The 21,786-nt window shown below is 60.0% G+C and carries 17 protein-coding genes; 16 read left to right on the top strand and 1 reads right to left on the bottom strand.

The window, feature by feature from the left end:
• Positions 1 to 2: 2 nt before the first annotated feature.
• From VMY05_10610 to VMY05_10535, 16 genes are all read left to right on the top strand, one after another.
• Complete coding sequence (locus VMY05_10610) at positions 3 to 767, top strand: thiamine pyrophosphate-dependent enzyme (GenBank protein HUV31526.1); 765 nt, start codon at positions 3 to 5, stop codon at positions 765 to 767.
• Positions 767 to 1,330 carry a 2-oxoacid:acceptor oxidoreductase family protein gene (locus tag VMY05_10605; protein ID HUV31525.1) on the top strand — a complete coding sequence of 188 codons (564 nt, stop codon included), beginning with the start codon at positions 767 to 769 and terminating at the stop codon, positions 1,328 to 1,330. The genes VMY05_10610 and VMY05_10605 overlap by 1 nt, the downstream gene beginning before the upstream one ends.
• Complete coding sequence (locus VMY05_10600) at positions 1,327 to 1,782, top strand: NAD(P)H-dependent oxidoreductase subunit E (GenBank protein ID HUV31524.1); 456 nt, start codon at positions 1,327 to 1,329, stop codon at positions 1,780 to 1,782. Before VMY05_10605 ends, VMY05_10600 begins: the two co-directional genes overlap by 4 nt.
• A 1-nt stretch (position 1,783) precedes the next feature.
• A complete protein-coding gene (locus tag VMY05_10595) occupies positions 1,784 to 3,637 on the top strand; it encodes an NADH-ubiquinone oxidoreductase-F iron-sulfur binding region domain-containing protein (protein ID HUV31523.1) in 1,854 nt (617 codons plus the stop codon).
• 6 nt (positions 3,638 to 3,643) lie between these two features.
• Positions 3,644 to 4,417: a 2Fe-2S iron-sulfur cluster-binding protein gene (locus VMY05_10590; GenBank protein HUV31522.1), complete on the top strand. Its 774-nt coding sequence runs from the start codon at positions 3,644 to 3,646 to the stop codon at positions 4,415 to 4,417.
• 3 nt (positions 4,418 to 4,420) lie between these two features.
• On the top strand, positions 4,421 to 4,855 hold the full coding sequence (locus tag VMY05_10585; protein ID HUV31521.1) for a 4Fe-4S dicluster domain-containing protein: 435 nt from the start codon (positions 4,421 to 4,423) through the stop codon (positions 4,853 to 4,855).
• A gap of 164 nt (positions 4,856 to 5,019) precedes the next feature.
• A complete protein-coding gene (locus VMY05_10580; GenBank protein HUV31520.1) occupies positions 5,020 to 5,358 on the top strand; it encodes an STAS domain-containing protein in 339 nt (112 codons plus the stop codon).
• A gap of 87 nt (positions 5,359 to 5,445) precedes the next feature.
• On the top strand, positions 5,446 to 5,865 hold the full coding sequence (locus VMY05_10575) for an ATP-binding protein (protein ID HUV31519.1): 420 nt from the start codon (positions 5,446 to 5,448) through the stop codon (positions 5,863 to 5,865).
• A gap of 30 nt (positions 5,866 to 5,895) precedes the next feature.
• Positions 5,896 to 8,145: a SpoIIE family protein phosphatase gene (locus tag VMY05_10570; GenBank protein HUV31518.1), complete on the top strand. Its 2,250-nt coding sequence runs from the start codon at positions 5,896 to 5,898 to the stop codon at positions 8,143 to 8,145.
• A gap of 6 nt (positions 8,146 to 8,151) precedes the next feature.
• Positions 8,152 to 8,724 (top strand): NUDIX hydrolase, encoded by a 573-nt coding sequence (locus VMY05_10565; protein ID HUV31517.1) that lies wholly within the window; start codon positions 8,152 to 8,154, stop codon positions 8,722 to 8,724.
• 12 nt (positions 8,725 to 8,736) lie between these two features.
• Positions 8,737 to 10,170, top strand: a complete 1,434-nt coding sequence (locus tag VMY05_10560) for a HAMP domain-containing sensor histidine kinase (GenBank protein ID HUV31516.1) — start codon at positions 8,737 to 8,739, stop codon at positions 10,168 to 10,170.
• Positions 10,171 to 10,173: 3 nt separating this feature from the next.
• Entirely contained in the window at positions 10,174 to 11,517 is a 1,344-nt protein-coding gene (locus tag VMY05_10555; GenBank protein ID HUV31515.1) for a sigma-54 dependent transcriptional regulator, read from the top strand.
• Between the two features lie 128 nt (positions 11,518 to 11,645).
• Positions 11,646 to 13,394: a BamA/TamA family outer membrane protein gene (locus tag VMY05_10550; protein ID HUV31514.1), complete on the top strand. Its 1,749-nt coding sequence runs from the start codon at positions 11,646 to 11,648 to the stop codon at positions 13,392 to 13,394.
• Positions 13,395 to 13,424: 30 nt separating this feature from the next.
• Entirely contained in the window at positions 13,425 to 14,066 is a 642-nt protein-coding gene (locus tag VMY05_10545; GenBank protein ID HUV31513.1) for a DUF4390 domain-containing protein, read from the top strand.
• A gap of 102 nt (positions 14,067 to 14,168) precedes the next feature.
• Positions 14,169 to 15,983 carry an ATP-binding protein gene (locus tag VMY05_10540; protein HUV31512.1) on the top strand — a complete coding sequence of 605 codons (1,815 nt, stop codon included), beginning with the start codon at positions 14,169 to 14,171 and terminating at the stop codon, positions 15,981 to 15,983.
• The gene (locus tag VMY05_10535) at positions 15,984 to 18,986 is read left to right on the top strand and encodes a tetratricopeptide repeat protein (GenBank protein ID HUV31511.1); all 3,003 of its coding nucleotides are present in this window, start codon (positions 15,984 to 15,986) and stop codon (positions 18,984 to 18,986) included. It abuts the gene before it with no gap.
• Between the two features lie 467 nt (positions 18,987 to 19,453).
• Here the strand turns inward: VMY05_10535 and VMY05_10530 are convergent, their stop codons facing one another.
• Complete coding sequence (locus tag VMY05_10530; GenBank protein HUV31510.1) at positions 19,454 to 21,763, bottom strand: HlyD family efflux transporter periplasmic adaptor subunit; 2,310 nt, start codon at positions 21,761 to 21,763, stop codon at positions 19,454 to 19,456.
• Positions 21,764 to 21,786: the final 23 nt, after the last annotated feature.

Below are 21,786 nucleotides of genomic sequence, written 5' to 3'. Positions count from 1 at the left end.
CTATGGCTGATCAGACCAAAACAATTTTCGCCCGTCCGGACTCCCTCACGGACAGAGTGACCCACTACTGTCCCGGCTGCACGCACGGCGTGATACATCGGCTGGTCGCCGAGGTGCTCGACGAGTTGGGCGTGCGGGAACGTACCGTCGGCGTGGCGCCGGTCGGATGCGCGGTTTTTGCGTACAACTATTTCAACTGTGATTTCCTCGAAGCCGCGCACGGCCGGGCACCGGCCGTTGCGACCGGTTTCAAACGGTTACGCCCGGATCTCATCGTTTTTACGTACCAGGGTGACGGCGACCTGGCGTCCATCGGCATGGGCGAGATCGTCCACGCGGCGAACCGTGGTGAGAAGATCACCACTATATTCGTCAACAACGCCGTGTACGGCATGACCGGCGGTCAGATGGCTCCCACCACCCTGGCCGGCCAGGTGACGACGACGTGTCCCCTGGGCCGCGACGTAACGGTCGTCGGTCAGCCGGTGCGGGTCTCGGAGTTGCTGGCGACCCTGTTCACGCCGTCGTACATCGAGCGGGTCGCGGTGCACTCGGCTCGGCACATCATCAGGGCAAAACAGGCTATCAGGCGAGCCTTCACGTACCAAGTTCAGGAGAGGTGCTTTTCCCTGGTCGAAGTGCTCTCCACGTGCCCGACCAACTGGGGCAAGACACCGAGCGAAGCCACGGCCTGGCTCGAGGAGAACATGGTCGCCTACTACCCTCTGGGGTGTTACAAGTCACCTGAGATGGAGGGAGACGGCTGATGGCACAGTACGAAGTGACCTGGGCCGGTTTCGGCGGGCAGGGAATCATGGTCGCCGGACAGCTTCTCGCCTACACCGGTATCCGGGAGGGCAAACAGGTTGTCTGGATCCCGTCGTACGGGCCGGAGATGCGAGGAGGAACCGCCTATTGCACGGTCGTGGTGTCAGACCGCAGAATCGGTTCGCCGATTATTGCCAACCCCAGGGCGGCGTGCGTTTTCAATCGTCCGTCCTTTGACAAATTCTCTCCCCAAGTCAAACCGGGCGGCCTGCTGGTGGTCAATTCGTCGCTGATCAACGTGACGACGGACCGCACCGACGTCACCGAGATCCTTGTCCCGGCCAGCCAGATGGCCATCGAAGCCGGTAACGTCAGAGTAGCCAACATCGTCATGCTCGGAGCCTTCGCCGGAGCCTCCGGAATCGTCGAGCTGGACAACCTCAGAGAGGTCATGAAGGAGAAGCTCGGCCGGAAGAAGGAGCTGCTGGCCGCCAACGTGAAAGCGTTGGCGCAGGGATATGAACTGGCGATCTCGGCCCGCAAGCAGGAGAGAAAGGCATGAGCCACGATTTCAGCAAGCTGCCCCGGCTGATCGATCGCCATCCTCGTAAACCCGACTCACTGATAATGGTGCTACAGGACATACAGCAGGAGTATCACTACCTGCCGTGTGAAGCGCTCGAGGCCGCCGCCGAGGCCCTCAAGGTGCCGTTAAGCCGAGTCTTTTCGGTGGCGACGTTCTACAACGCCTTCAGCCTGCACCGGCGCGGAGACAACATCGTCCGCCTGTGCAAGGGGACGGCCTGCCACATTCGCGGCGCCAACCTGATCCAGCAGCAGTTGGAGACGCAGCTTGGGATTCAGGTCGGTCAGACGACGCCCGACTACAAATTCACGCTCGAAGTGGTCGCCTGTGTCGGCGCCTGCGCCATGGCGCCGGTGGTAATCGTTAACGGCAAGTACCACGGCACTATGAACGTCAACACCGTCAAGAAAGTGCTCAAGGTCAAGTGACATGCACATACGGAACGTCCAGCAACTGAGGAAGCGGCAGAAGGAAGCCCTGGCGGCGCGGGACAGATTTCCCCGGCGGATCATCGTCTGTTGTGGGCCCGGATGCCTGGCCAGCGGCTCGCAGAAGATTGTCGATGCCTTTCACAAGGTGCTCAAAAACCGCCGCATAAAGGACTTCTCCGTCAAGGCGCTTCGGGATACCGGCTGCCACGGCCTGTGCGAAAAGGGGCCGCTGGTCGTGATTGAACCCCAGGGGTGGTTTTACACCAGGGTCAAACCCAAGGACGTCGAAGAGATACTTGAAAGGTCCATCAGAAACGGCGAAATCATTGACAAGCTGCTATACACCGATCCAGCAACCAACCGCACTGAAGAGACCTATCCGGAAATAGGCTTCTACTCGCACCAGCGACGGATTGCACTGCGCAATCTCGGCAAAATCCACCCTGCCGAAATCGACGACTACATTGCCACCGGAGGATACCAGGCACTGGCCAGGGTCCTTGAAAAGATGACGCCCGATGGTGTAATCAAGGAAGTCACCGACTCGGGCCTTCGCGGCCGGGGCGGCGGCGGTTTTGCCACCGGGCGGAAGTGGCGTTCGTGCCGCGACGTTGTATCGGACGTCCGCTACGTGATTTGCAACGGTGACGAGGGTGACCCCGGGGCATTCATGGACCGCGCGATCATGGAGGGCGATCCGCACATCGTGCTCGAGGGAATGCTCATAGCCGCTTATGCCGTCGGAGCGACGGAGGGGTACGTCTACGTTCGTGAAGAGTATCCGCTGGCGGTGGTTCGGCTCCAGCAGGCCGTTGAGCAGTGCGAAGAGACCGGCCTGATGGGAGACAACATCCTCGGCAGCGATTTCAGTTTCCGGGTCCGTGTCGCCCGCGGGGCGGGTGCCTTCGTCTGCGGCGAGTCCTCGGCGCTGATGAAATCAGTCGCCGGAGCCGTGGGCGAACCGCGTGCCAAGTACATCCGGTCCGTCACGAAAGGGCTGTACGATAAACCGACGGTGCTGAACAACGTCGAGACCTTCGCCAACGTCCCCACCATCATAGAAAAGGGCGCCGATTGGTTCAGGAAGGTCGGAACGTCGGGAAGCGCCGGTACCAAGGCGTTCTCGCTTGTCGGCAAAGTCAAGAACACGGGGCTGATCGAAGTACCGATGGGGATCACGCTGCGGGAGATCATTTACGACATCGGCGGCGGCACTATCGACGACCGCCCGTTCAAAGCGGTTCAGACCGGCGGCCCCTCGGGCGGCTGCCTGCCCGAATCCAAACTTGACCTGCCGGTCGATTTCGACACGCTAACCGAGGCCGGCTCGATGATGGGCTCGGGCGGCATGATCGTAATGGACGACAAGACGTGCATGGTGGACGTGGCCAGGTACTTCCTCTCGTTCCTGGTGTCGGAGTCGTGCGGCAAGTGCGTGCCCTGCCGGGAAGGACTGTACCAGTTGCACGCCCTGGTCGCGGCCGTCACCGAGGGACGGGCCGTCGAAGAGGACCTGGACAGGATGGAACGGCTCTCCGAGGTGATAGTCCGGGGTTCGCTCTGCGGACTCGGCAAGTCCGGGCCAAACCCGTTCCTGAGCACGATACGGTATTTCAGGGACGACTACCTGGCCCACATCCGCGACAAACGGTGTCCGGCAGGCGTCTGCCGCGAGCTTATCCGGTATGAAATCAACGAGAAGTGCACCGGGTGCATGGCCTGTATCAGCGCCTGCGCTTACAACGCCATCACCGGAAAGAAGCAGGAGGTTCACGTGCTCGACCAGGACAAATGCACCAAGTGTGGGGCCTGCCTTGCGGTCTGCCGCTACGAGGCGATAGACGTTTACTAGGAGACGATGATGGTTACGCTGACCATAAACGGCAAGCTGGTAGAGGCCGACGAAGGAGAGATGCTGCTGGCCGTCATCAGGCGACAGCAGATCGACGTCCCTGCCCTCTGCCATCACGACGCCGTCGAACCCTACGGTGCGTGCCGGCTGTGCACCGTCGAGATTACCAAATCCGACTGGAACGGGTGGAAGAACTACGTCACCTCGTGCCTCTACCCGGCCGAAGACGGGCTGATCGTGAGTACGCACACGCCCGAGGTCATTGAGCTTCGCCGAACGGTCCTCGACCTGATGCTGGCCCGGTCCCCCCGCGCCAGGCTCATTCGGGACATGGCCGCCGAGTACGGCATCATGCGCACGAGCTACCAGGAGGTCGTGGACGGTGACGACTGCATCCTCTGCGGACTGTGCACGCGCGTCTGCGACGAAATGGGATTTCATGCCATATCCTCGGTCAACAGGGGCCACGGCAAGGAGATTGCGCCCCCCCTGTGGCAGCCACCACCCGATTGCGTGGGCTGTCTGAGTTGCGCCCAGGTATGCCCTACCGGATTCATTACGTACACCGACAAGGGCACCACCAGGACCATCTGGGACAGGAAGTTCGAGTTGCTTACCTGTGAGCAGACCGGCCTGCCGACCGTCACGCGCGAATTCGCTGAGTTTCTCTCGGCGCACCGCGAAATCCCAAAAGAGTATTTCCAGTTGAGTGACCGCGCCCACCGCAAGGAGCTTGCGGGGACGATGGGGAAGATCTCTCAGTGGGGACGGGAGGAATAAACCGTGGAAGCACGCCTGGTAGTTACACCGACCCTCTGCATAGGCTGCCGCACCTGCGAGCTGGCCTGCTCGTTCACCCACGCCGTTGACGGCAAGCTGGGGCTGAGCCGCATTTATCCCCTTGACGGCGGCTTCAAGGAACTCTGGGTGCCGGTCACGTGTTTGCAGTGCGAGGATCCCGCCTGCGCCAAGTCCTGCCTGGTGAACGCCATTACCCGCAATCCTGAAACCGGCGCCATGGTGCTTGACGATGACCGCTGTGTCCGCTGCCTGGCCTGTGTGGCCGCGTGCCCGTTCGGCTGCTCGCTGCATGACGGGCAGAACGGCATCATCGTAAAGTGCGACCTGTGCGGCGGGGACCCCGTCTGCGCCCACTTCTGCCCGACCAAGGCTCTGGAATTCTCGCCCATGGAGTCCGTAAAGCGGCAGAGCGCCTGACCTGCAGAGCCGACCCGGCTTTCCCGGTCCGGGGCCGGGACGCACAAAAACGACTTGACTTGTCCTGCAATAGTAAGGTAATTAAGAACTTAGCGGGTTCTATGCATTCGGAAACCCGGCGTGCGTTCCTGCGTATTAAACTATTGCACGGGAGACCCTTCGTCATGAGATTGACTGATCGCGAACAGGATGGTTTTGTCGTCCTCGAACCCAAGGGCAAGATCATGGGCGGGCCGGATGCAAGCCTTCTTCATGACAAGCTCCACGAGTACATTGACCAGGGCAAGAAGCAGGTAATCATTGACCTGGGCAAGGTGGACTGGATGAACTCCACCGGCCTGGGGATATTGATCTCCGGGTACACTACGCTCAGAAACAACGACGGTGTGTTGAAACTGGCCAACGTCACTGATAAAATCCAGTCCCTTCTTACCATCACCAAACTGGTAACGGTATTTGAGGCGTATGATTCAGTTGACGCTGCCATCGAGAGTTTCAAGTAGATGACGATGATCCGTGAGTGAACCTATGCCCGAAAGCGCCAGGTAGACGGGTGACCGTCTGCCTGTTTTTTTGGAGTACCCAGCTACATGTCTAGACCGAAAATCGTTGGGGACACGATGGTTGTTCCCTCGGACCAGGAGTACCTGACGGACGTAGACGCCTTTCTCGAAGCCACGCTGCGGGGATACGGCGCCGGCGAGTCGGTGATCGCCGATGTTGCCATCTCCGTCACCGAACTGGTCAACAACGCCATGCTGCACGGCAACAAATCCTCACCGGACAAGACAGTGACGATCCGGATCCAGAAACGTGAAGACCAGGTGCATATAACCGTCTCCGATCAGGGAGGCGGTTTTGACCCTGATAACGTTGAGGACCCTCTTGCCGAGGAGAACCTGCTCAAGGAAGTGGGACGCGGCATCTTTATCGTGAGGTCGCTCGTGGACTCGGTCGACTTCAAGACAAGCGACAGGGGAACAGCGGTTACAATCAGCAAGATAATCTGAGCCGGTAACCGGCGCCAGGGTTCTGTGGCGATGAACGTCGAACTGCTGAAAACACTGACATATTTCCTGACGGGTGGCTTTCTCATTTTCCTGGCCATCACGGTCACTCGTGACAACATCAGCAACCGGATCAACCGGATCACGGGGGCCATGCTGTTTTTCGCCGGGTTCGGTCCCATCTCGATGGCTCTCGGAGCGATTCTGCTACAGGACACGAGCGCCGGTCAACCGCTGGACCAGACCGCCTTTTACAACCTTTACCTGGCCTGGGAATTCTTCTTCCCGCTGCTGGTGGTATTTTCCCTGCACTTCCCCATAGAGCGTCTCAGGACGGTGCGGCGACCCCGGTTGATCCTCGTCATCCTGATTCCGCAACTGATGCACCTGCTGCTGGTGCTGTCGTTTCGCGAGCTCAGCCAGATTGCCGAGAGCCTGTCCGCCTCCGCGGCCGAGGGCGGTTTCCTGAGCATCATCCTGGGCCCGTTGTCCTACCTGTTCTCACGCCTGGTGATCCTTCTCGGCCTGCTGCGCACGTATGAGCAATCGGTATTCGGAACGATCAACGTCTTCTACGTGGTCGTGGCGGTTTACCTTCTCGAGGCCGGCCGGCGGTACGTCACCAACCCCAGGCTGCTTAGTCAGACGAGTGCCGTGCTGTGGGGGACGCGGCTCGGGCTCGGGCTGTACATCTTGTCGTACCTTGTCACCTACGTCGTGGAACACGACCTGGGCGACAGCCCCGGGACTCTCCTTCGCATCGGGGCCATGACGACCGGTGCGGGGTTTTTCGCGTACGCCATCGTTCGTCACCAGTTTCTCGACGTCCGCCTGGTTTTCCGCCAGTCGCTCATTTACACTTTCGCCTCGACCCTGCTTGTCGGCACGTACGTGTTTCTGGCCTTGCGGTCGCAGGAACTCCTGACGCCGATCTTCGGCGAGCGCGCTCAAACGGTGAGCTATGTTTTCATCGTCCTGCTGCTGCTGGTGTTTCCACCCATCAGCAACTGGATCGACAACGTGGTTCGCTCCATGTTCATGCGCACCCGCACCGACTACCGCTACATCATGGAGCGGTTCTCGCGCCAGGTGATCTCCGTGTTTGACCCGGTCAAGCTGCGGCAATCGATTCAGGACACCCTGAAGACGGCGCTTCTTATCGACAATGTATACTTCGTGCTGTACGACGACGGTGTCGGTGAGTATGCGATTCTCCAGAGCGACGACTACCCTCGCCGCACCGTTATCGACCGCGACGACCTCATGCTTCGCGGGATCAACCTGCTGGACAGGCCGACGAATTTCGGCAGCCTGGGCGATTATGAGAAAGACTCGCAACTGGCTTCTATCCTGCACCAGATGAAGATCAGGCTGATCCTGCCCATGAAGGACGCCCAGCACCTGCTCGGTTTTCTGGCCCTGACCTCCAAAGCCGCCGGCTACCGGTACACGCCCGAGGACTACAACCTGCTGGGCGTGCTGTCCAACCAGATGGTGACCGCGTTGACCAACGCGCGCCTGTATGCCGACTCGCTGGAGAAGATACGGCTTGAAGAGGAAGTCAGCATGGCCAGGCAGATTCAGCTTGACCTCCTGCCCGACCATCCGCCCCAGCTGCCGGGCAGCGTTATCGTTGCCCAGTCCACGCCCTCGCGCACCGTCGGCGGTGACTTCTACGACTTCATCACCATCGCGGAGCAGAAACGCGTGGGCGTCGTGATCGCCGATGCTTCCGGGAAGGGTATGCCGGCGGCGCTGCTGATTGCCCAGGTGCAGGCCATAATCCGCTGCGAGGTCAACAACGGCAATCCGATCTCCACCATGATGGAGAACATGAACCAGCAGATCGTGCACTCCACCTCGGCCGAAAAGTACGTGACGCTCTTCTACGGCGAGATCGACAGTGACAGTGACGTGTTCCACTACGCCAACGCCGGCCACAATTACCCGATCCTTGTCAGGGCAAACGGCGACGTCGAACTCCTCGACGAAGGCGGACCGATCATCGGCGCTCTCTCCGACATGAAGTACACCTCGGCCTCCGTCCAACTCAGGGCTGAGGACATCCTCTTCCTGTTTACGGACGGCCTCTCGGAAGCCATGAACAGCGACGGAGAGGAGTACGGCGAGACGCGGATTCGCGATCACCTGGTCAGGTCACGCTCCAAGGATCCGCGTACCATCGTGGACGATCTCATGCGGGACGTGCGAGGCTTCGACCCGACCTATCCACCCCAGGATGACACCACGATCGTAGCTATGAAGATCACCGACCGGAGGTGAGGATCCATGACACGAAAACACGACCATTTCGACGCCGAGCGGCTGTTTCTGAGGAAAGCCCGCTTCTGCGACTACAGGTACTGTCCCCTGTGCGCGCGGCCCCTTAGCGAGCATGTACTCGACGGCCATCGGCGCCTCGTATGCGAGGCCGGGGATTGTGACTTTGTCTACTACCAGAACCCCGTCCCGGCGGCCGGTGTCATCATTGTCCAGCAGGATCGCATTCTGCTGGTCAAACGTGCGCATCCGCCGAAAGTCGGCTGGTGGTGCATCCCGGCCGGCTTCATGGAATGGCACGAGCACCCGGAGCAGACGGCCGTGCGGGAACTGGAGGAAGAAACCGGCCTCAAAGTGAAAATAAACTCGTTCTTTGAAGTATACTCGGGACAGGACGATCCTCGATCCAACGCCGTCCTTATACTCTATCTCGGAGAGGTGATCGGGGGTCTGCTGAGCGCGTCCGACGACGCCCAGGACGTTCGTTTTTTCGGGTTCGATGAGCTCCCTGAGAACATTGCCTTCGAAGCCCACTGGCAGGCCCTGGCCGATTATGACCGGCGCATGCGCACACGGAAGTGACCACACGACCTTATGAAGGCCTCGTTTCAACGAAAGCTGTTTCGCCTCTTCCTCGTTTTCTCGATCGTGCCGGTCGTGACGCTGGCCGTGGCGGGTTACTACCTTACGACCGAGACCGGCCTGGCCGACCGCCGGGAGGACTCCGGGATCGACCAGGTGACCGGCTACTACAACGATTACCTGTACGAACGGATCGGCCGAGCGCTTGAGCAGTACGTCCAGACCGGCACCGTCCCGGAAGGCCGGTTGGATTTCCTGTATGCTTTTGGCGACCCCCGGACCGTTACGGCTCCGATCGATTCCGTGTTGCCGCAGGAAGCGCTGGAGAATATGACACGCGCGGGACAGAGCCGTGATCGCGGGTTCGTCGAGGCGGACCATCGTCTCTACCAATGGGTGCGCAGCGGTACGGACTCCGCCGGGGTCGTTTACGCGGGGATCGTTCATGACCGGGGATACGCGGGATTGCTGGAGACGATCCGCCGGGAAACGGCCCTGAAGAGTTCGAGCCGCCGCCTGCGATCCGAGTACCTGCAGTTCGTCGGGGTGCTGTTTGTGGTCCTCTCCCTGCTGGCAATGGGCGGTGCCTATTTCTTTTCGTCGCGCCTGTCGCGAAACCTCGCCCGGCCGCTTCAGGAGCTCAGCAGGGCGTCAGGCAGGATTGCCGGCGGCGACTTCCGCCAGGAGGTGAAGGCTTCGGGTGAAGGAGAACTCCGAACGCTGATTGTCAGCTTCAACCGGATGGCCCGGCAGCTCGACCGGGCCACCACCAGGCTGGCCCAGACGGAACGCGTCGCGGCTTGGCGTCAGGTAGCCCGGCGTTTTGCCCACGAACTGAAAAACCCCTTGCAGCCGCTTCTGGTATCACTGTACCGAATCGAGAAGCAGTTGGCCGACTCCCCCGCGCTCAGTGAAATTCACGAACCCCTCAAGGCAGCCTCCGAGGAAATCCGTCACCTGACCGGCCTGGCCGACCGCTTTTCGCACCTTGCCAAACTCCCGGCACCTGCCTTGGAAGACCTTGACCTGGCCGATCTCGCGCGCTCGATAGTCAGTCTCTACCAGCAGCAGTGTGTCAGCCGCCAGTTGGTTCTCTCCGCGCCGGCCAGCTTGCGCTGGCGAACCGACGGCACCTATCTTCGCGAGGCACTGCACAACCTGCTGCAGAATGCAATCGATGCCACCGGTGAGGGCGGGCGGATCGAATTGAGCGTGACAACCGACGCCGAGCGCGCCAGCATAACCGTGCGCGACGACGGGGCGGGCATGGATGCGAATACTCTCGCCCAGGCGCGGTTGCCCTATTTCACGACAAAAGAAGCCGGGACCGGTCTCGGCCTGGCGATTGTGGAAAAATCAATCAGCGAACTGGGCGGTCAGGTTCTGGTCGAATCCCGCCCGGGGCACGGCACGACCGTGACCATTTCACTGCCGACAAAGAAATGAAGCATGCGAATATCCATTCTCATCGTTGACGACGAGCCCAATATCACCCTCTCGTTCTCCTCGCTTTTGAAGGACGAGGGATACTCACCGGTGACCGCGGCCTCGGCCGAACAGGCTGCCGAGAAATGCGCGCGGCAATCCTTCGAGCTGATCCTTCTCGATCTGCAGTTGCCGGGGCAGTCCGGTCTGGACTTTCTCCGGCAGCTCAAGGCAGATCCTCTGGCGCCGCCCGTCCTCGTCATTTCCGGCCAGGCGGATATTCCGATGGCGCTTGAAGCCGTACGGCTCGGGGCCGTTGACTTTCTCGAAAAACCGGTGCTGCCGGAGAAGCTGATTGCGTCAGCGAAAACCGCCCTGCTTCTGGCCGCGGCTGATCGTCAGCGGACGGTGCTGGTGGACGAGATGGATGAGCGGTGCCGCATCGTGGGGCAGTCGGCGGCGATCAAGAAAACGCTGGCGACCATTTCCCGCGTGGCCCCCGTGGACACGACCGTGCTTGTGACCGGCGAGAACGGCACCGGCAAGGAACTGGTGGCCACGCGCCTGTACCTTCAGAGCCACCGTCGTGATCGTCCGTTCATCAGGGTGAACTGTCCGGGCATTCCGGAAACCCTGTTCGAATCCGAGCTTTTCGGCCACGTCAAGGGCGCGTTTACGGGTGCAATCAAAGACTATCCCGGCAAGTTTGTGATGGCCGACGGCGGCACGATATTCCTGGACGAGATTGGCGATTTGCCTCTGCCCTGTCAGGCCAAACTTCTGCGCGTCCTGGAAACCGGCGAAATCGAGACGCTGGGCGCCGACAGCCACAGGCTGGTGGATACTCGCATCATATGCGCCACCAACCAGGACCTGGAACAACTTGTGCGCGAAGGCAGATTTCGCCAGGACCTCTATTTCCGCGTGTCGGTCTTTGTTCTCAGGGTGCCGTCGCTGGCCGAACGACGCGAGGATATTCCGCTCCTCGTGGGCGAGTTCCTGCGCCGCTTTGACCCCTCACAGTCGGTAAAGCTGTCAGCCGAGGCGCTGGCTTGCATCGGCACGCTCCTCTATCCGGGCAACGTCCGCCAACTGAAAAACCTGATCGAGCGCCTGACCATCCTGTACCGGGGGCGGACGGTTCAGCCGGAGGACATCGACGCCGAATTCAGGGGTCCGGCCGGCGCGGCCTGCCCCGGACCGACGGAGTTGTCGCTGGGCGAACGTCTCGCCCTGTTGGAAAGGCAGATCATCGAGAAGACCCTGGGGCAAACCGGCGGGAACATCTCAGAGACGGCGCGGCGTCTGAAGATCGATCGCAGCAACCTGTCGCGAAAAGTGAAGGACTTCAGGCTGAAGATTCCCTGACCGGGAACTGTGCGGAGGCGTGGCGCAACGCCACAGTATTATCTTGTCGGCGGACATAAGCGCCTGTAGAATAACAGGTTGATATATTGGCACGATACTTGTTTATAAGCCGGTAAAACGGAGGGAACATGACTCGCAGAATACGTAACCGTTTGCTGGCATGCCTGACACTGGCTGCTGTCTGTGCTTCAACCTGCGCCGTCGCACAAGAAACTCAGTACAAAGAATACCGGCGCTCTCAGGCAGGTAAGGAATACTTCGAAATCTCGTTCGACAAGCAGAATGCGGAAATCACCATTCCCATGGCGGACCGGTACTTCACCGACCGCTTCGCGCTGGACGAGATCAGAGAAGACGACGGGCGCATAGTAGCCGGTGACCGGGTGATCTTCGACAAGGACGGGTTGCACCTCGCCGGTGAAGTCCTGCCCTACGACGAGATTTACGACGCGCGCGTCGAGGAATCTACGGACCACACCGTTGTCACCTTCTTCGCTCGAACCGCCGCAGTTGACCGACCCTCACGAATCAGGTACCGGAACCGCGTGGAGCCTTTCAACGGTGTGACTGTCGATGAGGACGAATTCATCCGGGGACTCGTGTTCTCGGTGGCGGGACGCGTCAAGGTGTACGGTGAAGTCAACAAGGACGTCATATCGCTGTTCGGCGACGTAGCCATCGGGCCGGATGCCGTCGTGCGTGGGGACGTCGTCTCCATAACCGGCCGGGTCGATGCCTCCCGTGACGCGTCCATCTACGGCGAAATATACACCGGCAAGCACCGGGTCAAGCATCGGTTTCGCCGCTGGCAGCGCGAGGAGGAGTTAGAGTTCACCGGCGATTTCGATTACAACCGGGTCGACGGAGCCGCTCTGGGCGTCGGCCTGCGGCACTCGGATATCGATTCTCTCCTGCCTTCGGTCTGGGCGTCGATCGGGTACGCCTTCGCCTCGGAGCGGTGGCGGTACGCCGTGGGGCTGGAGCAGACCATCTTGCGGCGACCGCCGCTGTCCATAGGCGGCGAGTACTACCGGCGACTGGCCTCGCAGGATGACTGGTTGCTGGAGGACAGGGAGAACATATGCTTCACCCTGCTGGTGAACGAGGATTTCAAGGACTACTACGAGGCCGAAGGCGGCACGGTTTACGTGACCGTCAGCCCGCTGCAGGATCTCGAGTTGCTGGGCCGGTACCGGTACGAAGAGACGGCCTGGCTTGGCGCCCACAGGAACCTGTTTTCGTTGTTTGGCTCCCACAAGGACTTCCCGGCCAACTTCGCGCGCGTAGACCCGGCCTACCGGAGTATCGGGATCGCTGAACTGGACACCGCGACCAATGCCGATCTCTCGGCGCGCGTGGACTTTGACACCCGCGACATGGACAGCCCGTACAGTCAGTCAGCCTGGGCGGTCACGGGAGAGATCGAGTGGTCCACTCCCGACCTGGGTTCTGATTTTGACTACCGGCGGTACACGGTCAGTGTGCGGCGGTATCAGAGGGTGCATCGGCGAATCATGCTGTTGTTGCGCGCCATGTACGGCGGTTCCGACGGGTACCTGCCGATGTACAAGCGGTTCTACATGGGAGGTCTGGGGACCCTGCGCGGATACAAACACAAGGAACTTATGGGCAGCCGCTTCTGGATGGCCAACGCCGAATACCGGGTGGACTTCCCGAAAACCGATCTGGCTCTTTCACTGCTCTGGGACGTTGCTCAGATCGCCAATGATGCCAGCATCGACCGCGATATAGAGCTGAAACACTCAATCGGGATTGCCGCTTACTTCGGCGACGACTTCCGCATCAGCCTGGCCAAGCGGCTGGATCGTTCTGATGACAATTCGCAGATCTACGCCCGTTTCGCTCATGTGTTTTAATTCGCACCACCGGCGCATGGGCAGACTCTCATGACGGCAGCCGTCCGGTCAGCCCTCCTTGCGCTGGCGGTTCTGCTGGTGGCAGGCCCGGGAGACGCCAGGGCGGACGAACTCACCGTTGAATTCGACATCTTTGTTACCGGCTCAGACGTGGCCGTCTGGATCGATCTGAGACGGTTTCTGGGGGCGGAGGAGGTGGAGCAATTACGGGACGGCATTGATGTCTTGTTTGAATGCCGTCTGGCCCTGACGGCGTCTCGAAGGTTCTTCGGTGACCGCCGGGTCGGCGCCCGTGAGCGCACGTTCCAGGTGAGATTCCGCCCGGTGGCCGAGGACTTTGTCATCATAATTTCGACCGTCGACTCCGGCCGCGCCGGCCCGTTCGTCTCGCTGACCGGGCTGAATCGCTACCTGGAAGACTCCGTGATCATACCTCTGGCCGTTGTGGATTCTCTCGACCCGGACGTTCGCTATGCCTTGCAAGTAACCATCGCCTGTATCACGCTGACTGATTTCAACTTAGCAGAGCCTGCGGCGGACCGACCGGGTTCCTCGGAATCACCGGTACGCTTTCTCTTCAGGAAATTCCTCGGCCTGACCGGGTATGGCCGGAGAGAGTATAGCGCCCACTCCCGCTCCTTCTCGCTGCCGGAACTTGCCGGGCGCCCGTAAGGCCCCTTGCGCCCCCTTCCTGCGGGCATCCGGACTAAGCCAAACCGCCTTTCTGCCGATAATTACGTGGAAGAGACAGCCCCAAAAACGTACAGGACAACGATGAAACAGCTCGGTCGTGACAAAACAGTGGAAGAACTAACGGCGGTCGATCCGGGGTCTGGTGACGCCGGCGAAAACACAGTGCGCATGACTGCCGACATGTTCGCCGATTTGGAGGCGACGCTCGAAGCGGTAGCGGAAACGAATCCCCGGATAAAGGCGGAGCAGTCAGGCGATTCTGCGCGCAACGCCGATCTTCGAGCCCTGCTCGAGACCACCCTGGCGGTCAACTCCTCGCTCGTGCTCGATAACGTCCTGCAGCGAGTGATGCACAAGGCCATTGAACTGATGCAGGCCGAACGCGGCCTTATCATGCTTCTGGACGAGAATGAGCGGCTACAGGTCAAGTCCGCGTACAACCTCTGCAAAGAAGAGATGATGGAAGAGGATTTCTACATCTCCAGCAGCGTTACCTCCGAGGTGGCGCGGACCGGAAAGCCGGTCTATACATCCGACGCCATGGCCGATGATCGGTACGCGCATCACAAGTCGGTCATGGAACTGCACCTCCGCTCGATCATGTGCGTGCCGCTCATCGTCAAGGAGAAAGTCATCGGCGTCATCTACCTCGACAACTCGAGCCAGACCAAGATGTTTCTCAAGTCGGACCTGTACCTGTTCGAGTTGTACGCGCAACTGGCGTCAAACGCTCTTCATAACGCCAGTATCTACGACTCGCTCCTGCGGCTGGAGCAGTATAACGAATCGGTGGTGAGCACTTCGCCGGTGGGCATTATCGTCGTCGACTCGCGCGGGGCCATCGCCACCATCAACCCGGCCGCCCTGGAGATCTTTGACCTGGATGTGCGCACGGTCCGGATAACGAGTCAGGGCGGTCAGCCGAGCATGTTTCTCGACTGCATCCCGGAGTCGGAACGCTCGCGCTGGCGCTCCATGATCACCACGGCCCTGGCTACAAAGCAGGAATACGCCGACCCCCGATTCTATCACAATACCGGCTACGTGGAGAAGGTGCTTTCACTGAAGCTGTGCCCGTTGGCCGGCCTGACTGACGGAAGCGACGGTCTGGTCATGACGGCGGAGGACGTCACCGAGAAAATTACGATGGAGCAGTACGTGATTCTCTCGGAGAAGCTGGTGGCCAAGGGAGAAATGGCGGCCTCGGTGGCCCACGAATTGAACAACTACCTGTCAATCATTTCGAACAACGCCGAATTGCTGACCATGAACATCGACCGCGGCAAGCTTGACAAGATCGGGTTCAACGCCAGGTCGATCACCGAGAACATCCTTAAGATCAAGCGCTTCGTTGATAACCTGATGGATTTCTCCCGGCCGGAGTCGGAGTACGTCACCTATGACCTGAACAACCTGGTCGAAGACGTTCTCTTTTCTCTCCACATCCAGCCAAGGTTCAAACTCATTCACTTCACCAACGACCTGAACGCCGGCCTGCCGAAAGTGGAGATAGACGTCGGACAGATTCAGCAGGTGCTTATGAACCTGCTCATAAACGCGGCCGACGCCATCGGCGAACGTTCCACTCATGCCCAGGATGAGGGACGGGAATTCACAAGAGAGATCGCCATCCGTACGTCCTACGACAAGGATACGGACCAGGCGATCGTGGAGGTTTCCGACAACGGCACCGGAATGGCTTCGGAGGTTCAGGAGAAGATCTTTGCCCTGCACTTCTCCACCAAGAAGGGCGGGCACGGTCTGGGGCTGCACAACTGCCGTAAGATCCTGGAGCTGCACGGCGGCGACATAACCGTGCACTCCAAGGAGAACGAAGGCAGCGTTTTCAGAATCGTCATTCCACGCGTACAGCGTCAGAAGGCGCTACAGATGTAAATGCCGACGCCCCGTGACAACGCCCGGTTCCAACGCATCGAACCTCTCGGCACCGGCGGAACCGCCGAGGTTGTAAAGGCATTCGTTACCGACCTTCACATCAAGGCCGCGCTCAAGTTCCCGCTGAACACGGCAAAAAGCCTGACTCACCCGTTTGCTGATCTGGCCCAAAGAGAATACGCGTTGATCGGCGACCGTCGCTACCCCGGCCTGGTACGGCTGCTCGAACCGCCCCAAAGGGAGGGCGAGTACCTGATGCTCGAATTGTGCGAGGGGCCGTCGCTGGCCGAGCTGGGCCGTGTCGAGGACCCGCATAAGACGCTCGACCTGATATCGGCAATTGCCGTCGACCTGGAATTCCTGAACGCCGCGGGCCTGGTGCACGGTGATCTCAAGCCCGAGAACATCTTCATCCCGCCATACTGGGCCGACACCCCGGCCAAGGTCCTGTTCTATGCAAAGCTCTCCGATTTCTCACTGGGCCGCCTCGTCTCAGAGGACAACAGCCGGCGGCTTGGCCTGGGGACAGTCGGCTACATGGCCCCCGAGACGATCACGGATAGCGTGGTCAGCCACAGCTCGGACCTGTTTGCGCTCGGCGTGACGGCCTACCAGTTGCTCACCGGCAGGCATCCCTTTATGCACGACGAAAGTGAACCGATGCGCGTGAACGCCCGCGTCCGCGAGGAAGAACCGTACCCGGTGAACCGATTTCGACGGGACATCCCGCCGGAAGTCGCCGGCCTCGTGAGCCGCCTTCTGGCCAAGGACGCTTCGGATCGTCCGGGCAAGGCGATTGAGGTGTGCCGTGAACTGGAAGCCCTGGGGGCATGCTATCCGTTTGCCCGGGCACTCCGACCGGCCCACCTCCTGCAGCCGCACAAAGACTATGAGGAAAACGTCCGCGCTGCCGTCTCCGTGTCGGAGGCGGAGAAAGAGCGGCTGGACCTGCTGTGCGACGGAGACAACGCCCAGCTGCGGCTGGTGTTGACGGCCAACTTCGTCCGCCACAACATGGTCTACGACGCCGGGCGATTTCATTTCAAGCAGACCATCTATTGGCCGGCAGCCTGCCGTCGGCGGCAGCTTCAGGTTTTTCAGAGTCTGCCTGATGCGCTGAAGAAAGAGAGCATCATGGCCGCAGTTGTTGGCGATTACAAGACGGCGCGGAAGCTCAACCTGACCGGCCGTACGGGCGGCGTCACGATCCCGCCGGCGCTTATCACGCTCCTGCGGCCCCTGCTGCGAACCGGAACGGTGAGAAAGCTCTCGGCCAGGTATGCGCTCCAGGCCGAACGGCTGGGCCGGCTCCGGGCGGCCGTCGACCTCTTCATCCAGGCGGGGGAGCTTGACGGCGCCGAGCGATGCGCGTACCAGTGCGCCATCGAACTTAACCGGGATCACCGCAACACCGAGGCCGTGGCGCTGATCAACCGTGTCATACGGTACGCGGCACTCCTGAATAATCAGTTCTTCGTGCGCAACCTGCTGATGCTGCGGGGTGACTGCCACAAGGAGAACGGCGAGACCGAAGAAGCCCTGCTGACCTACCGCGAGTTGATCGACCTGTACCGGAACAGGCCGCCGGACAAGCTGCTGGCGGAGACGTATAAGGATCTCGGCGACCTGTACCGTCTCAGACAAGAGTTCGCCAGAGGGCTTGAAGCCCTGGAACAATCACTCGACATCTTTCGACAGTTGGATGACCGGCTCGAGATATCGCACGTGCTGAACAACCTCGGCAACATCTACTGGCTTACCGCCCAGTTGCCCGACGCGCTGAGCAAGTACCGCCGGGCGCTGAGGATTCAGCGGCAGCTGGATGCCAGGGCCGAGGTGGCTTCCACCCTCAACAACATCGGGAACGTTTACGGCGCGCAGGGACGCTATACGCGCTGCCTCTCTGTTCTAAACCTGGCTCTCGAGTTCAAGAAGGAGATCGGCCACGCCGGAGAAATAGCCCGCACCCTGAACAACCTCGGATATGCCTTCTACATGACCGGAGAAATCGGCCGGGCGGCCGACTGCCTGTCCGAATCACTCGAGCTAAATCGCCGCATTGGCTCCAAGAAGGAAATCCTGTTCAACCTTTCGAACCTGGCGGAAATAATGATCACGGCCGGGCAACTCCGGGCGTCTTTGGACTACTTTCGCGAGGGCCTGGAGCTGGCTCAGTCTCTGAACTCCAAGGCGGATCTCGGTGTCTTCAACGCCAACCTGGCCGCGGTCTACCGGCGCCTGGGCCGATTCTCCGAAGCTGAAGACTACCTGAAGACGGCCCGGCAATTCTGCCGTGAGATGGATCATAGATTCCTGGAGACAGCCCTTCAACTGCAGGAGGCCGCCCTTCGACACGCGGTCGGAGATGACGGCCAGGCCCTGTCCCTGGCCCGCCAAGCACTCGACGAGGCAGACTCCATCGGCCACAGCGAGAGCCAGCTCGGTGCCCTGCTGCTGATCACCCGGATGAGTGACGACCCGGCCTACGTGCGCCGCACTGAAGAACTCACCGAGAATCTGCACATGGCCCGCGAGAGACAGTTGCTGGCCTTCAACCGACTTGAATTTCTTCTGGAACGCCGGCTGTTCGACAAGGCCGAGGCCCTGGCGGAACAACTGCAGGGGATTCCTGTCGGATTGACGGAAGACATTGAACTGGCCTGGATGTGCAACCTTATCGGCGAAGCCCTGCTTGAGGCCGGAGAACCTGACAGAGCCGAGACGTTCGTGGGCAAGGCGCTCACCGTGGCCCAACGATGCAGATTGCTGCCGGAGATGGTGGTCGGACTGGCGCTAAGCGCGAGACTGCAACACACTCGCGGTGCCTGGGAGAGATGCTACCAGGACAGCAAAAAAGGCCTGCAACTGTGTAAAGAAATTGTCGATAGTCTGCGCAACGAGGCGGACCGGCAACGGTACCGGCAAAAGCGATCAGTGGCCTTCCTGGCCAAACAAATAAAGCAACTCGGAGAGTTGCTCGGTGATAAAGGGAGGGCAGGCTGAGAAGCCTGCCCTATCATGGAAGACCTTTACGGTATCCCTGGTAACTGGCCGCCATTGCTCCAACCACCGATGGGTGCAATGCGAGCTTCAAGCAGTTCAACGGTCAGCTTGTAATCTGTCATCCACTCACCTCCTTTGTGCTTAAACATTCTCCCTATCAATGGAAGAATGGATGCAATACTGTGTGCTTTCGCACACACGCAGATGCAATTTCCACTAGTATGATAGTATATCCTACGAGGCCGTCAAGAAGATCGATCCATATTTCTTGAGATTTGTCGCCACATTCTCGCGGATCGCAGTAACGCGAGAAAAATTTTCCTACCCCGTGTGACTCACAAATAAGGAGCTACGCGCGGGGCAGAAAAAAATTCGCAGGACGGGTATTCCTTGCCGTTGCGCACGCGACTAAAATCCACCGATAATACCGACATTGCATCGGTGGACGCATTATAGTGTGCGACGGTTCACCACCAGGACCAGAATTCGACTCGAAGCAGCGACGTGAGTTTGCGTGCCGCCAGGCCGGCCAGAGACGCTCTGCCAACCTCGATCTTTGCATAACCCGACATACCGGAACGCAACAGCCCGTCATCGTTGTCAAGAACAACGGAGACCGGGAAATACGACTTGTCGCTGCCGGCCTCGGCCTCCTCCGATATGCGTATGACACGTCCGACAAACATGCGCTGCGGGTATGATCGTACCTTTACCGCCGTCGATTGACCGGTGCGCACGAGTGTGATGTCGAAATCGGATACGGGCACGGTCAGCTCCACGGTGTTGTGATTGGCCACCTTGAGAATTTCGTTGCCGTCCGCGCGGGTGGAGACCGTGCCGCCGATAGGGGTCACAACCATCTGCGCCTCGGCCTGCTGGGTAAGGAAGTCCAGGTTGGCCTTTTGCTTATCGATTCCGTGCCGGAGTACCGCTTCCTCCTCGGGACGGGGCGGCGACTGCAGAAGCCGCAGGCGTGACGTCTTGTTGGCCACCTCCGCCCGGGCGATATCCAGGGCCGCTCCGGCTGCTTCCAGTTTCTCTGCGGTCTCGAGCTTTTTCTCCACCAGTTGCTTCACTCGCTCATACTCGCGAAGTTGCTGGTCGTGGTAGGCTTGTGCTGCGGTCACGCCAGCCGCTGCCTCGGCGACCTCCTCCGCCTTTGGCGGCGCCTGCAGCAACGCCAATTCGCCTTCGAGCCCGTCAAGTTCTGCCTGGGCGCTCGTTATCTCCCGCGTAATCTGGTTGGAGGTCAGCAGGGCAATGGTATCGCCCGGACGTACCCTCTGGCCGTCCTGCACAAGGGGCGCCAGGTCAAGCACAGCCATCTCGTTGGACGTCATCTGCAGAAAGCTGGAACGCGATTCTGGTTTCTCGCCGCCGAAACGAAGATTGGTCTCCAGCAAGCCGGCCTGAGACAGCGACAGGGTGAACTCAGCGATGGGGCGAACGATAACATCACCCGAGACGCGCTGCGGGAAGGGCACGGCCAACGACCCGACCAGCACGACGGCAAACACGGCCACGTACGAGGCCAGCCGCAACGGTTTTCTCAGTATTCTTTTCATATACGCAAGGTGCCGGACAACACCGCGGCCCAGGCCGATCACACTATGTCTAAACACAAACAACAGGATCGTCAACAACAATACGAGCCCTGTTCCGCCCACCTTTTCCAGCAAAAAACGCCCTGCCAGGAAGAGAATATAGGTAATCAGGAAGCCGGTATAGGCCAGCGACAGGATAGCGTACAGTGTAAAGATCCTGCGCTCCCGCCGGGTGACCCCCGGTGACTCCACCGGCCAGCCCAGGATTCCCCGTTTGAGCAGGTAGCCGAGGTACGAGAATGACTTCTGGCGAAGGTTGGGAATATCAAGCCAGTCCGACAGCAAATAGTACCCGTCGAGCTTGATCAGCGGGTTGAAATTGAACAGGTAACTGACCAGGCTCACTATAACCACCAGGCGGGAAACCTCGCTGACGGCCGTGCCCGGCGTAGCGACCCGCCAGATGATCACCGCAGCCGCCATCAGCACAAGCTGAAAATACGGACCGGCAATCGTCACCGCGAGGCGATGCGACTTCTTCTCGAAGAGCCAGGCGTCCGAAATGTCGCAGTAGAAGCAAGGCTGGAAATACATTAGCAGGAAACCGATTTCACGCACCTGTCCCCCGTAGTACCGGCAGACAACCGCATGCGCGAACTCATGGAATGTAACCAGGATGAATATCGACAGAACGATAGCGGCAATCGAGGTTACGTTGTAGATCCCGGCCGGATCGACCGCGAACCGCCCGGCGTTGGCCCACAGCACAGCAAGACCAATCACGATTACTACACCCTGCACGACAAACCAGCCGGGCCGGTGAAGGGGACGATAGAGAGCCGTCAGCCGGTCAAGCAGCCGCCCCGGGCTGAACGCTTTGAGCTTCAGGTAAAATATGCGGCCGGCCAGCGACCGACCCGAGGAGGTTCGGTAGCCAGCCCGCGACACCAGTTGTTCTGACCGGCTGCTCTCCAGAAACAGCAGCTCTTCCAGTTGGTCGACAAACGCCTGCACGTCGGCCGCGCTTATGTTCAGTTGGAACCGTTCCCTGAATCTCGAGGCGATCCTCTCAGGCTCGGTGCGGCCGTCAAGCTGATGGACAAGCCAGAACTCCGGCTCGCGGAGCCGGAAGTATCGGCCTCCCACCGGGTCCTTCAGCGTATAAACGGTCTGACCCGCGACGGTCATCCGGGAGGAAACCAGATCGTCCCGAAGCTTGGCGTATCCCGGCATGGCTCAAAATAGGCGCTTACCAA

The sequence above is a fragment of the Acidobacteriota bacterium genome (assembly GCA_035529075.1).
Lineage (GTDB): Bacteria > Zixibacteria > MSB-5A5 > GN15 > FEB-12 > DATKXK01.
The sequence above is the reverse complement of the archived record's forward strand: the minus strand, read 5'-3'. Positions and strand labels throughout refer to the sequence as shown.